This is a genomic window from Cedecea sp. NFIX57 (genome assembly GCF_900177785.1).
Classification (GTDB): domain Bacteria; phylum Pseudomonadota; class Gammaproteobacteria; order Enterobacterales; family Enterobacteriaceae; genus Cedecea; species Cedecea neteri_C.
The window spans coordinates 223,177-236,072 of record NZ_FXAS01000005.1 but is presented as its reverse complement, the minus strand read 5'-3'; the positions used below and the strand labels follow the sequence as shown (position 1 = coordinate 236,072).

At 56.1% G+C, this 12,896-nt stretch carries 12 protein-coding genes; 6 read left to right on the top strand and 6 right to left on the bottom strand.

Annotation, left to right across the window (positions count from 1 at the left end):
- Positions 1-215 precede the first annotated feature (215 nt).
- Positions 216-2,252 carry a methionine--tRNA ligase gene (gene metG, locus B9Y90_RS06165; protein ID WP_039295320.1) on the bottom strand — a complete coding sequence of 679 codons (2,037 nt, stop codon included), beginning with the start codon at positions 2,250-2,252 and terminating at the stop codon, positions 216-218.
- Between the two features lie 162 nt (positions 2,253-2,414).
- On the opposite strand from metG, the gene apbC reads away from it, so the two are divergent.
- On the top strand, positions 2,415-3,527 hold the full coding sequence (apbC, locus tag B9Y90_RS06160) for an iron-sulfur cluster carrier protein ApbC (protein ID WP_039295317.1): 1,113 nt from the start codon (positions 2,415-2,417) through the stop codon (positions 3,525-3,527).
- An 83-nt stretch (positions 3,528-3,610) separates the two neighbouring features.
- Here the strand turns inward: apbC and B9Y90_RS06155 are convergent, their stop codons facing one another.
- A complete protein-coding gene (locus B9Y90_RS06155; protein ID WP_085540582.1) occupies positions 3,611-4,051 on the bottom strand; it encodes a GNAT family N-acetyltransferase in 441 nt (146 codons plus the stop codon).
- A gap of 168 nt (positions 4,052-4,219) precedes the next feature.
- On the opposite strand from B9Y90_RS06155, the gene B9Y90_RS06150 reads away from it, so the two are divergent.
- The gene (locus B9Y90_RS06150; RefSeq protein ID WP_085540581.1) at positions 4,220-4,693 is read left to right on the top strand and encodes a YehS family protein; all 474 of its coding nucleotides are present in this window, start codon (positions 4,220-4,222) and stop codon (positions 4,691-4,693) included.
- A gap of 51 nt (positions 4,694-4,744) precedes the next feature.
- Here the strand turns inward: B9Y90_RS06150 and B9Y90_RS06145 are convergent, their stop codons facing one another.
- The 3 genes from B9Y90_RS06145 to B9Y90_RS06135 form a co-directional block, all read right to left on the bottom strand.
- Positions 4,745-5,038 carry a hypothetical protein gene (locus B9Y90_RS06145; protein WP_231560155.1) on the bottom strand — a complete coding sequence of 98 codons (294 nt, stop codon included), beginning with the start codon at positions 5,036-5,038 and terminating at the stop codon, positions 4,745-4,747.
- Positions 5,039-5,257: 219 nt separating this feature from the next.
- Positions 5,258-6,268, bottom strand: coding sequence for an alpha/beta hydrolase (locus tag B9Y90_RS06140; RefSeq protein WP_039295307.1), 1,011 nt, complete (start codon positions 6,266-6,268; stop codon positions 5,258-5,260).
- Between the two features lie 178 nt (positions 6,269-6,446).
- The gene (locus tag B9Y90_RS06135) at positions 6,447-7,358 is read right to left on the bottom strand and encodes a LysR family transcriptional regulator (RefSeq protein WP_085540580.1); all 912 of its coding nucleotides are present in this window, start codon (positions 7,356-7,358) and stop codon (positions 6,447-6,449) included.
- 89 nt (positions 7,359-7,447) lie between these two features.
- Between B9Y90_RS06135 and B9Y90_RS06130 the strand changes: the two genes are divergently transcribed.
- The 3 genes from B9Y90_RS06130 to B9Y90_RS06120 all read left to right on the top strand — a co-directional run bounded on the left by B9Y90_RS06130 (position 7,448) and on the right by B9Y90_RS06120 (position 10,169).
- A complete protein-coding gene (locus B9Y90_RS06130) occupies positions 7,448-8,449 on the top strand; it encodes an aldo/keto reductase (protein WP_085540579.1) in 1,002 nt (333 codons plus the stop codon).
- A gap of 69 nt (positions 8,450-8,518) precedes the next feature.
- Entirely contained in the window at positions 8,519-9,742 is a 1,224-nt protein-coding gene (locus B9Y90_RS06125) for an MFS transporter (RefSeq protein ID WP_085540578.1), read from the top strand.
- A 10-nt stretch (positions 9,743-9,752) separates the two neighbouring features.
- Positions 9,753-10,169 carry a GlcG/HbpS family heme-binding protein gene (locus B9Y90_RS06120; protein WP_085540577.1) on the top strand — a complete coding sequence of 139 codons (417 nt, stop codon included), beginning with the start codon at positions 9,753-9,755 and terminating at the stop codon, positions 10,167-10,169.
- Positions 10,170-10,209: 40 nt separating this feature from the next.
- On the opposite strand, the gene B9Y90_RS06115 is transcribed toward B9Y90_RS06120, so the two are convergent.
- The gene (locus B9Y90_RS06115) at positions 10,210-11,256 is read right to left on the bottom strand and encodes a LacI family DNA-binding transcriptional regulator (RefSeq protein ID WP_254902663.1); all 1,047 of its coding nucleotides are present in this window, start codon (positions 11,254-11,256) and stop codon (positions 10,210-10,212) included.
- Positions 11,257-11,424: 168 nt separating this feature from the next.
- On the opposite strand from B9Y90_RS06115, the gene ascF reads away from it, so the two are divergent.
- The gene (ascF, locus tag B9Y90_RS06110; RefSeq protein ID WP_085540575.1) at positions 11,425-12,885 is read left to right on the top strand and encodes a PTS cellobiose/arbutin/salicin transporter subunit IIBC; all 1,461 of its coding nucleotides are present in this window, start codon (positions 11,425-11,427) and stop codon (positions 12,883-12,885) included.
- The last annotated feature ends 11 nt before the right edge of the window (positions 12,886-12,896 follow it).

Sequence of the window (12,896 nt, the reverse complement as noted above, 5' to 3'; positions counted from 1 at the left end):
GTCCCAGAGGGGAAACGGGCTGTGGCATCAGGTCAAACGCTTTGACAGTGTACCCGCCTGACGGCGGGTAACTGAAGTGACTTTAAACATACAAGGGGATAAAAGCAGAGTAAATCGCCATATTCCCCTTTCTAAAAAGGAGAGGGGATAAAGACAAGGTAGTTCGATTGTTTTGTACCCTCTCCCCGGTGGGGAGAGGGCTGGGGGGAGGGGAATTACTTAACAGCCATGCCAGGCTGAGCGCCGCTGTCCGGGCTCAGCAGGAAGATATCTTTCCCGCCAGGACCTGCGGCCATCACCATCCCTTCCGACACGCCAAAGCGCATCTTACGCGGAGCGAGGTTGGCCACCATTACGGTCAGACGACCTTCCAGCTTAGACGGATCCGGGTAAGCGGTACGAATGCCGGAGAAGACGTTGCGTTTTTCGCCGCCGAGATCCAGCGTCAGGCGCAGCAGCTTGTCGGAGCCGTCCACGAATTCTGCTTTCTCAATCAGCGCAATGCGCATATCCACTTTCGCGAAGTCATCAAAGGTGATGGTCTCCTGAATCGGATCGTCCGCCAGCGGGCCAGTTACCGGTGCCGCATTCAGCGCTTTCACTTCTTCTTTAGACGCTTCCACCAGGGCTTCTACCTGCTTGGTTTCAATGCGGTTATACAGCGCCTTGAAGCTGTTCACTTTGTGGTTCAGCAGCGGCGTAGCGATGCTGTCCCAGCTCAGTTCGGCATTCAGGAAGGCTTCTGTACGCTCGGTGAGCGACGGCAGAACCGGCTTCAGGTAGGTCATCAGCACGCGGAACAGGTTAATGCCCATGGAGCAAATGGCCTGCAGATCGGCATCGCGGCCTTCCTGTTTAGCCACAACCCACGGAGCCTGCTCGTCCACGTAGCGGTTAGCAATGTCCGCCAGCGCCATGATTTCGCGGATAGCACGGCCAAATTCGCGGCTGTCCCACGCTTCGCCAATGCTTTCTGCCGCGTCGGTGAAGGTTTTGTACAGCTCTGCATCGGCAATCTCTGCGGCCAGCACGCCGTCAAAACGCTTGGCAATAAAGCCAGCGTTACGGGAGGCCAGGTTAACCACTTTGTTGACGATGTCGCTGTTCACGCGCTGCACGAAGTCTTCCAGGTTCAGGTCGATATCGTCGATACGGGAAGAGAGCTTCGCGGTGTAGTAGTAGCGCAGGCTGTCGGCATCAAAGTGCTTCAGCCAGGTGCTGGCTTTGATAAAGGTACCGCGAGACTTGGACATCTTCGCGCCGTTAACCGTCACATAGCCGTGAACGAACAGGTTGGTTGGCTTGCGGAAGTTGCTGCCTTCCAGCATGGCCGGCCAGAACAGGCTGTGGAAGTAAACGATGTCTTTACCGATGAAGTGATACAGCTCGGTGGTGGAATCTTTCTTCCAGTATTCCTCAAAGCTGGTGGTGTCGCCGCGCTTGTCGCACAGGTTCTTAAAGGAACCCATGTAACCGATTGGTGCATCCAGCCAGACGTAGAAGTATTTGCCCGGTGCATTCGGGATTTCGAAGCCGAAGTATGGCGCATCGCGGGAGATGTCCCACTGCTGCAGACCAGATTCGAACCACTCCTGCATTTTGTTTGCCACCTGCTCCTGCAGCGCGCCGCTGCGGGTCCACGCCTGCAGCATTTCGCTGAAGGACGGCAGGTCGAAGAAGAAGTGCTCGGAATCACGCATTTCAGGCGTCGCGCCGGACACCACGGATTTTGGATCGATAAGCTCGGTTGGGCTGTAGGTGGAGCCGCACACTTCGCAGTTATCGCCGTACTGATCCGGGGCTTTACATTTCGGGCAGGTGCCTTTGACAAAGCGGTCCGGCAGGAACATGCCTTTTTCCGGATCGTAGAGCTGAGAAATCGTGCGGTTTTTAATAAAACCGTTCTCTTTCAGGCGGCCATAAATCAGCTCCGACAGCTCGCGGTTTTCGTCGCTGTGGGTGGAGTGATAGTTATCATAGCTGATGTTAAAGCCTGCAAAATCAGTCTGATGCTCCTGACTCATTTCGGCAATCATCTGCTCTGGGGTGATACCCAGCTGCTGTGCTTTCAGCATGATAGGCGTGCCGTGGGCGTCGTCTGCGCAGATGAAGTTAACCTCGTTGCCGCGCATTCGTTGGTAACGGACCCAGACATCAGCCTGAATATGCTCCAGCATGTGACCGAGGTGGATTGAGCCGTTTGCGTACGGCAGTGCGCACGTTACCAATATTTTCTTCGCGGGTTGAGTCATAGTCGGGATTGCATCCTCTGATTAAAAAAGGGGGCTTCGATATTACCGGATTGGCAATTGTTTAGTAACCCCAAAGCCCGCAATAACCGTATATGAATCGGTGGCGTGGTTTCTGGTATGCTTAGCGGATTGCAATGTCCGATAAAAACATAAGGAGTCGGGATGAATTCGCAATCCCCGTCCAGTAAGTCCCCGGAACAGCTACGCGCGATGGTTGCCGGAACCCTGGCTAATTTTCAGCACCCTACCTTGAAACATAACCTCACCGCGCTGAAAGCGCTGCACCATGTCGCCATGCTTGACGACACGCTGCACGTTGAACTGCAGATGCCGTTCGCCTGGCAAAGTGGGTTTGATGCCTTAAAAGAGACCTGCAGTTCAGACCTGCTGCGGATCACCGGCGCAAAAGCAGTAGACTGGAAGCTCAGCCACCACATTGCCACGCTGAAGCGGGTGAAAAACCAGCCCGGCATTAACGGCGTCAAAAATATTATTGCCGTCAGCTCCGGCAAAGGCGGGGTGGGGAAATCAACCACCGCGGTCAACATGGCGCTGGCGCTGGCGGCCGAAGGGGCCAAAGTCGGTATTCTTGATGCCGATATTTACGGCCCGTCGATCCCAACCATGCTGGGTGCCGAACACGAGCGCCCAACGTCCCCGGACGGCAAGCACATGGCGCCGATCGTGGCGCACGGCCTGGCAACTAACTCGATCGGTTACCTCGTCACCGACGAAAATGCCATGGTATGGCGCGGCCCGATGGCCAGCAAAGCGCTGATGCAAATGCTGCAAGAAACGCTGTGGCCGGATCTGGATTACCTTGTGATCGATATGCCGCCGGGCACCGGTGACATCCAGCTAACGCTGGCGCAAAACATTCCAGTCACCGGGGCGATGGTGGTGACCACGCCGCAGGACATCGCGCTGATCGACGCCCGTAAAGGGATCGTGATGTTCGAGAAAGTTGAGGTGCCGGTGGTAGGTATTGTCGAGAATATGAGTATTCATATCTGCAGCAACTGCGGTCACCAGGAGCCGATTTTCGGTACCGGCGGCGCGGAGAAGCTGGCGCAGCAGTATCACACCACGCTGCTGGGGCAGTTGCCGCTGCACATCACCCTGCGCGAAGACCTGGATGCCGGTAAGCCGACGGTCATTAATCGCCCGGAAAGCGACATCACTACGCTCTACCGTGAGCTGGCGGGGCGCGTGGCGGCTCAGCTTTACTGGAACGGGGATGTGATCCCAAGCGAGATCGCCTTCAGAGCGGTGTAAGAATTTAATCTCTCTCCCTTAGCCGCAACACGGCTTCTTATTTCTCCCTCGCCCCTTTGGGGTGAGGGGAAGAGAGATTATATTCAGCCGGTAGGCGGCAATTTCAACACAAAATGCATTAAATAGTACTCCCCGTCCGGCCCGTCTCCCGGGGCCTCAATATGCCAGCCGTTGCGCCGATAAAACTCAATCGCGTGTTCATTTTTCGCCAGGCACTTTAGCGAACCCGTTGCGGTAAATTCACTCTGCACCTTCTCCAGCAGCGCCTTTCCCGCGCCCGTCCCCTGAGCTTCGGGGCTGACGAACAGATTATGCAAGAAATTATCCTGCACCCAGACCGAGGCGAAGCCGATGCGGTGGCCGTTATCTTCCGCCACCCAGATACGTTCATCCTGAGTGGCACTGTCAAAGTCTTCGAGCTGCCATGCGCTGCCGTCTAGCCAGGGCCATGCCTTGCGGCGGGCATGAAGATAAAGGGTACGTAAGAAAGGGCGGTCGGATTCTTGCCAAAGTCGTAGGATCAAATGATTACCTTTTAGGATGAAAGTTAGCCCATTGAGTTTACCCTTAAGCCTGAAGAGTGCCAATTCACCGCCGGTAAATTTAGCTCCGGCGGACAAATCCGCGCGGTTTTTATTACAACGCGTTCGCTTCTCTATATACTGCCCGCTTTTGAGCCCTGAGATTGCCCCATGTTGAATAATGACGTACTGCTTAGCGTTCGCTACATGCTGAACCTGAATAACGATGGAATCGTTAAGATCTTTGCCCTGACCGGCACCGACGTCCCTGTGGAACAGATCGTTCCGTGGTTAAAGAAAGAGGACGAAGAAGGCTTTAAAGCCTGCCCGGATCTGATCATGGCAAACTTTCTTAACGGTTTGATCTACTTCAAACGCGGCAAAGACGAAAGCAAGCCGGAGCCGAAGCTCGAGCGTCGGATGACCAACAACATTATTCTGAAAAAGCTGCGTATCGCCTTTGAGCTGAAGTCTGACGACGTGCTGGAGATCCTTACCGCCCAGCAGTTCCGCATTTCTATGCCGGAAATTACCGCCATGATGCGTAACCCGGATCATAAAAACTACCGCGAGTGCGGCGATCAGTTCCTGCGCTACTTCCTGCGTGGCCTGACCCAGCGCCTGAAGCCTGCGAAAGCGGAATAAGACGTTGTGCGGGTGAGAGTCTCTCACCCGCCGGACATAAGCTTTTAGCTATTACTTTTCTGTCGGAATAATTTCCCCGTGAGCGCGGTGTTTACCGGTCCAACTGACGGAAGGACTGCCGTCAGGCATCACGGCAATCGATAACACCACACCCTGACCACGCGCCTCATAGAAATTATCGTTGACCTTTTTCAGCGCCATCTGCTTGCCGTTCAAATAGACTGGTCCTCCGTTATCGATATGCACATCCCCCGGTGCACCGTGCCCGTTGAACAGCGGTAGGGCGGCGTTTGCCAGGCCACTGACCAGACCCAGCGACAGCACCAACATTCTCAGTTTGCTCATCAGTCATTCACTCATCTGTCTTATTAATGATTAGTTTCCTTGCGGTATAATATGAATTCTATTATTCGCGGATGGCTATCATGCGCTTTCGCGGGAGCACTACGTTGACGTAAATCAACCCGGATAATGTCGGCAGATGAATAATTTGCGCGATCGATGAGTTGAGCTAAAAACAGAAAGGGGATAACCGCCGTTATCCCCCTCAATACAAGCTCGAAATCAGTTCAGATGGGCACGTAACTCGCCTGCGGCCTGTGCAATGGCGGTACGCACTGTGGGTTCATCGCTAATGGCATTCAATAGGCCGTAATCGTGGATCATGCCGTTGTAGCGGGTCACGGTCACCGGCACGCCAGCTTCATCGAGCTTCCGGCCAAACGCTTCGCCTTCATCACGCAGCACGTCAAGCTCCGCCGTTTGAATCAGGGTGGGCGGCAGGTCCTTCAACTGCTCACGGCTGGCCTCCAGCGGTGAAGCCAGAATATTGCGGCGGTCGCTCTCTTTCGTGGTGTAGTTGTCCCAGAACCATTTCATCATGTTCTTACTGAGGAAATAGCCGTTTGAGAACTGGTTATAAGAGCCGGTATCAAAGCGCGCGTCGGTTACCGGCCACAGCATGACCTGGTAGCGAATCGCCGGGGTATGCTGCGCTTTGGCCTGCAGGGCTACGGCGGCAACCATGTTACCACCCACGCTGTTACCGGCCAGTGCAAGGCGACTGCCGTCTACGCCAATTTCGCTGCCGTGTTCGGCCACCCAGCGGGTTGCTTCATAGGCCTGGTTGATGGCCACAGGGAAGTGCGCTTCCGGGGATGGGGTGTAGTTCACAAACACCGCCGCTGCGCCCGACTCAGAGACTAAATCGCGTACCAGGCGTTCATGAGTCTGGAAATCGCCCAGCACCCAGCCACCGCCGTGGAAGAACATAAACACCGGCAATTTGCCGCTGGCATTTTTGGGCTTAACAATGGTGAGCGTTAGCGGCTTGCCGCCAACGGTAATTGTCTTTTCAGAGATATCAGCGGCAGGAAGTTTGGCGCCTTTTTGGGCATCGATCAGTACCTGCCGGGCGGCCTGGGGAGAGAGTTGCTCGATGGGTTTGCCCCCGCCACTGTTTAAAACGGAGAGAAACTTACTCACGCCGACGGTCGGGGTCGGTGCGTCGGCGGCAAAAGCAGGGCTCAGGCTGGAAGCGGTTAAAGTCATGGCGATCAGTAATGAGCGTGACATTTTATCTCCTTTGCGATTGTATCGCGTGCTATTTAATTGGTGATGTCTTGTTGTGATTGAGTGCTGGCGGAAGTGAATTTAAATAGCACGCAATATTATTGCAAGCTATTTGATTGTGAATTAATATAAAATGATACTTACTAATTGATTTTTAAAGTGAAGTATTTTTTTGGGGCTGTCAGTACAGCGTGGCCTCACGCATCATTTCGATAAGTCTTCGCAAGCCGGGATGGAGCTGCCTGCGGCTGGGGTAATACATCACCATCGGTTCATCTTCGCACACCCACTCCGGCATAGCCTGCACCAGCTGCCCGCTTTCCAGCAGCGGCCGCACTCGCACGTCCAGGCAATACGCCAGCCCGAAGCCGTTCAGGGCGGTATCAATGATCATTTCGCTTTCATTGAGTATCAGCGAGCCGGGCACATCCAATGCCAGCGCCTCTTTGCCCCGGTTAAGTTCCCATTTGTACAGCGTGCCGTTGCCGAGCCGCATCCGGATGCACTGGTGCTGAAAGAGATCGTCCGGGTGGTTCAGCGGAAGGTGCGAGGTATGGCTTAAATACTGCGGGGAGGCCACCACAATCCACTTAAGCTTGCGCGTCACCGGCATCGCAATCATGTCTTTAGGGACGCTCTCCCCATAGCGAATCCCGGCGTCGTAGCCGCTGCCGATAATATCGACCAGCGTGTTATCGACGGTAATTTCCATCTGCAGCCGGGGGTATGTAGCCATGAATTTCGCCAGTACCGGCGCAAACAGCAGCTGGGCGGCGTCTCGTGGAATATTAATCCGCAGCCGCCCGACCGGGGATTCGCGGTAATGGTCCAGTTCATCAAGCGCCATGCGAATATGGGAAAACCCGGTTTCCAGGTGCCCGAGCAGCGCTTCACCGGCGTCAGTGGGGACGACGGAGCGGCTGGTGCGGTTGAGCAGGCGAACGCCGAGCCTCTCCTCCAGCCCGCGCATCGTGTGGCTCAGGGCAGAGGTAGACACTCCCAGCTCAGAAGCGGCAAGACGGAAGCTTTTCCGGCGGCAGATGGTCAAAAAAACGTTGAGATCGGCGAGTTCGCCGCGGACCGGAGCGGGCATAAAAGGGGCCTCTGTCATCAAGGGTTCGTTGAAATTAATTCAACTTAACATGAGTTACTATTAGTGCACAGAACAGACAGGGGTAAATCATGGCAATCGAAACGATTCATATCGCGGGCATCTCTGAACCCGTCAGCCGTATCGGCCTGGGCACGTGGGCCATTGGCGGCAGCATGTGGGGCGGCAGTAACGACGGGCAGTCGATCGCGACGCTGCATGAGGCGCTGGAGCGCGGCATCAACCTTATCGACACCGCGCCAGTCTACGGCTTTGGGCACTCCGAAGAGGTGGTAGGCAAAGCGCTGGTGGGCCGCCGGGACAAGGCGATTATTGCCACCAAAGTGGCGCTGGACTGGGACGAGGCCGGGCGGGTCACGCGTAATTCGACGCCGCAGCGTATTCGCCAGGAAATTGAAGACTCGCTTCGCCGCCTGCAAACGGATTATATCGACCTGTACCAGGTGCACTGGCCGGACGATTTAGTGGCGATAGATGAAACCGCGCGTGTGCTGGAAACGCTGCATCAGCAGGGGAAATTCCGCGCCCTCGGCGTCAGCAACTATTCCCCAGCGCAGATGGACAGATTCCGCAGCGCCGCGCCGCTGGCAACCATGCAGCCGCCGCTCAACCTGTTTGAACGCGGCGCGACCGAAACGGATCTGCTGCCCTATGCGAAATACCCTCAGATGGTAGTGCTGGCCTACGGTGCGATTTGCCGGGGCCTGCTGTCTGGCCGCATGACGCCGGAAACCGCGTTTGGCGAAGGCGACCTGCGCAGCTTTGATCCGAAATTCCAGCCGCCGCGCTTTGCGCAGTATCTGGCTGCAGTCGAAGAATTGAAAGCGTTTGCTGCAGAGCGCTACGGCAAGAGCGTGATGGCCCTGGCGCTACGCTGGGTGCTGGATGCCGGCCCAACCATCGCGCTGTGGGGGGCTCGTCGTCCTGAACAGCTTAACGGGGTGGAAGACGTGTCCGGCTGGACGTTGACCGCCGAAGATAAATGCGATATTGATCACATTTTAGCCAAACATATTAGCACCCCGCTGGGGGCCGAATTTATGGCACCTCCGCACCGGAAAACATCGCTTTAGTTCTCTCCCGCGCCCCGCTGAACCGCGCCGGGGCGTATTTTGTTGTTCACCTGCACAAGTCAAAAAACTATGTCATCACTTAATGAACAAACCCTGGAACAGGGGGCTGAGACGGTTTCCCTGTCGCGAGCCGGGCTGCTGAAAGCGCTGTTTGCGCTCGGCATGGGCGGCTTTGCCATCGGTACCGGCGAATTCGTCATCATGGGATTGCTGCCCGATGCTGCAAACGGGCTACACGTTTCTATTCCTTCTGCGGGCCACCTGATCAGCATTTATGCGCTGGGCGTGGTGGTCGGTGCTCCGCTATTGGCGGTGCTGGGCGCCCGTATGGCGCGGCGTGACTTTCTGATTGCCCTGATGGCGATGTTTGCCGTTGGCAACCTGCTGAGCGCATTTGCACCAGGTTACTACTCCATGATGCTGGCACGCTTCCTGGCCGGTTTCCCGCACGGCACGTTCTTCGGTGTCGCGGCTCTGCTGGCGGCAAGCCTTGTTGAGCGCTCGAAGCGGGCACAGGCGGTGTCGATGGTGCTGCTGGGCCTGACGATAGCCAACTTACTCGGCGTACCTGCGGTGGCGGCCATTGGGCAGCTGTTCGGCTGGCGCAGTGCGTTTGCCATCGTCGGCGGCCTTGCGGTATTGACGCTGATTCTGGTGTGGATGTGGGTGCCGTGGCGTGCCGGGGATAAAGACGCCAGTCCGCTGCGCGAGCTGACCGCGCTAACCCGCAAGCAGGTGCTGCTGACGCTGGCTATCGGCGCGATTGGCAGCGGCGGAATGTTCTCCGTATTCAGCTATGTGAAGCCTACCATGCTGGAGCTGGCGAATCAGTCGGTAGGGATGATCCCGGTGATTCTGTCGATGTTCGGCCTGGGCATGATTGTCGGTAATATCGTCGGCGGCCGCCTGGCGGATCGCGGGCTGGAGAAAACCGTTCGCCTGCTGCTGATTTGGGCGATCCTGGTGCTCAGCGCTTACGTTTACACCTCGCACTACCCGTGGCTGGGGGCGGTCACCGTGATGCTGGTGGGCACAATGGTGTCGCTTTCTTCGGTGCTGCAAATCCGCCTGATGGACGTGGCTGGTGACGCGCAAACTATGGCGGCAGCGATGAACCACTCGGCGTTTAACATCGCCAACGCGCTAGGTGCCTGGCTTGGCGGGGTGACGATTTCCGCAGGCTTTGGCTGGGAGTCCACCGGCTGGGTGGGCGCAATTCTGGCGGTCTTCGGGTTGCTGATCCACACCTGGGCTGTTATTGACGCCAAAAAACATCCCCCGTTAGCGCATTGAGGTTTTCATCGTGACAGTCAGTTTAGTTCTTGCAGAAGCGCTGATCGCCAGCGTAAAAACGGTGGTGGAGACCCACAGCTTCCCGCCGGTTTCCGTTGTGGTGCTGGACAGCGGCGGCCACTTAACGGCCTTTGCCCGTATGGACGGCACATTCCTGGCCACCATTGATATTGCCATGCGCAAAGCGCGTACGGCGGTGCTGTTCCAGGCCAACAGCGAAGATGTTGGCGTTAATTTGCATCCGAACGGCCCGGCATATTCGCTGGAAAACAGTAACGGTGGGCTGGTCGGCATTGATGGCGGTATCCCGCTGCGCAACGCGGAGGGCGCTGTTATTGGCGCAATTGGGGTGTCGGGGGCCACGAAAGAGCAGGACGGGCAAATTGCTGTCTTTGCCGTAGAAGCGGTGTTCGGTAGCCGCGTTTAATGACAGAAAAGGAGCGAAGTTCGCTCCTTTTTATTTTTCTCTATTTTTGCTGAAAATAAGGCCCTTTCGCCACAGAATCTCGCACGATCATCTCCGAACTGTACAAGTTATCCCGTGAGAAATAGCCACCATCCAGCATCGCGGTCAGGCGGTTAATCACTTCATGAATCATTTCGCTCACCGGCTCTTTCACACTCGACAGCGGCGGGGTAAGAAAAGCCCCGGTCGGGACATTATCAAAACCAATAACCGACACATCGCGCGGCACCGACAGGCCAGCCTGGCCGAGTCTGCCGATCGCGCCGATAGCCATGTCATCGTTGCTGGCGACCAGGGCGCTGAAGCCCTGTTTCGCTGAGAGCAGCGTTTCTACCGCCGCCGACCCGCTGGCAGGCGTCCATTTTCCGGTGGCGATCAGTTCGTCCCGCATCGGTAACCCGGCCTGCTCCAGCGCTTCCCGGTAGCCCGACAGGCGCTCTCTCGCCGTGGGGGAGTCCAGGACGCCAGTGATAAAGGCGATATCGCGGTGGCCCTGGTCAATCAGGTAGCGCGTGGCCGTAAAACTGGAACCTTTGTGATCGCAGCAAATACAGTGGCTCTGGTGTTTGCGCAGCTTGCGGTTCATCACCATGATCGGCTGCTTATGCTGTTCAATCAGCTCATCCATCTCGTCCACGCTTAAAAATCGCGGATAAATGATCACCGCGTCGCAGTGTAAATCGAGCAGAAACCGCACGGCGGCCTGCTCTTCCTGGGCGCTGTGTTTGCCGTCGACCAGAATCAGCTGACGCCCGCTGGCTTCCAGTTTCAGCGCGGCCTGGGAAAGCAGCTCGCTAAAATAGTTCCCGCTGTACAGCGTGTTGGTCACGACCAGCCCGATGTAGCCTGATTTGCTGGTCGCCAGATTACGTGCCAGCAGATTAGGGCGATATCCCGTTTCCTGAATGGCCTGGTACACCTGCGTTTTAGTGGCCTCGCTCACGTAGCCCTTGCCCGACAACACGCGCGAAACGGTTGCCTTTGATACGCCTGCTTTTTTCGCCACTTCCTGCATCGTCGACATAAAGGCTTCTCGTAAGTTCGTCATTTCTGACCATTTTACACTTTTCGCGGCCAGGGCGCAGTGCAGCCTGTATTTCGATGTAAATCACAAAAATCGATCTCAATAAAAATAATCATTGTGATCTAATTTTCAACTACACATGATTGTGTGGAACCGGTTACCTACGAAATCATAACAAGAGAGTTTCACCTCATGGCTAACAAGTACGAGGCAGTATCCCGACAGATTCTCGAGGCTTTAGGCGGCGCGGAAAATGTGGTGACGGTAACCCATTGCATGACGCGGCTGCGCTTTGTATTACAGGACGATACAAGGGTGGACGGCGCCCGGCTGAAGGCCATTTCCGGCGTGCTGGGCGTGGTGAAAAACGACCAGCAGTGCCAGGTTATCATTGGTAATACGGTGTCTCAGGCCTACGCTGAAGTGCTGAAACATCTTCCCGAAGGAGCTGGCGACAGGCCACAGACGACGGCAAAAGGCAAACTGACCCTGAAACGCATCGGTGCGGGTATTCTCGATGCGCTGATTGGCACTATGTCGCCGCTTATTCCGGCGATTATCGGCGGCTCGATGGTGAAGCTGCTGGCAATGATCCTCGCGATGACCGGGTTATTTGAAACGACATCCTCGACGCTTATCATTCTTAACCTCATCGGCGACGGCGCTTTCTTCTTCCTGCCGGTGATGGTGGCGGCTTCTGCTGCCGTGAAATTTAAAACCAACATGTCGCTGGCGATTGCTATCGCCGGGGTGCTGGTGCATCCGGCCTTTATTGACCTGATGGCGAAGGCGGCCCAGGGGCAAGCGGTTGATTTTATGGGCGTGCCCGTCACCGCCGTGAAATACACCTATACCGTGATCCCCGCGCTGGTGATGACCTGGCTGCTGTCGTACATCGAAAAAGGCGTGGATCGCATCACGCCAGCGGTGACCAAAAACTTCCTCAAGCCGATGCTGATCGTGCTGGTTTCCGCGCCGATAGCGATTTTGCTGATTGGGCCGCTGGGCATCTGGATTGGCAGCGGGATTTCTTCGCTGGTGTACACCGTGCACGGCTACCTGGGCTGGCTTTCCGTCGCCATCATGGGGGCTATCTGGCCGCTGCTGGTGATGACCGGGATGCACCGCGTATTTACGCCGACGATTATCCAGACCATCGCCGAAACGGGCAAAGAGGGCATGGTTATGCCGTCAGAAATTGGCGCTAACCTGTCCCTCGGCGGGTCGTCTTTAGCTGTCGCCTGGCGGACGAAAAACCCTGAACTGCGTCAGACAGCGCTTGCTGCAGCGGCATCGGCAATCGTGGCGGGTATTTCAGAACCTGCGCTTTACGGCGTCGCAGTAAGGCTGAAGCGCCCGCTGATTGCCTGCCTCATTAGCGGTTTTATTTGCGGTGCCGTCGCTGGTATTGGCGGGCTCGCCAGCCATTCTATGGCCTCGCCGGGGCTATTCACCAGCGTGCAGTTCTTCGATCCCGCGAACCCGATGAGCATCGTTTGGGTGGGGGCGGTGATGATTCTTGCCGTGGTGCTGTCGTTTATTACTACGCTTATTCTCGGCTTTGAAGATATTCCCGTGGAGGACGTTAAAGCCAAAGAACAGGGCAGCAACGCGACGTTTGTACGACCAGATAATGCAGTAAAAACACTTTAAGCAGAGGTAAG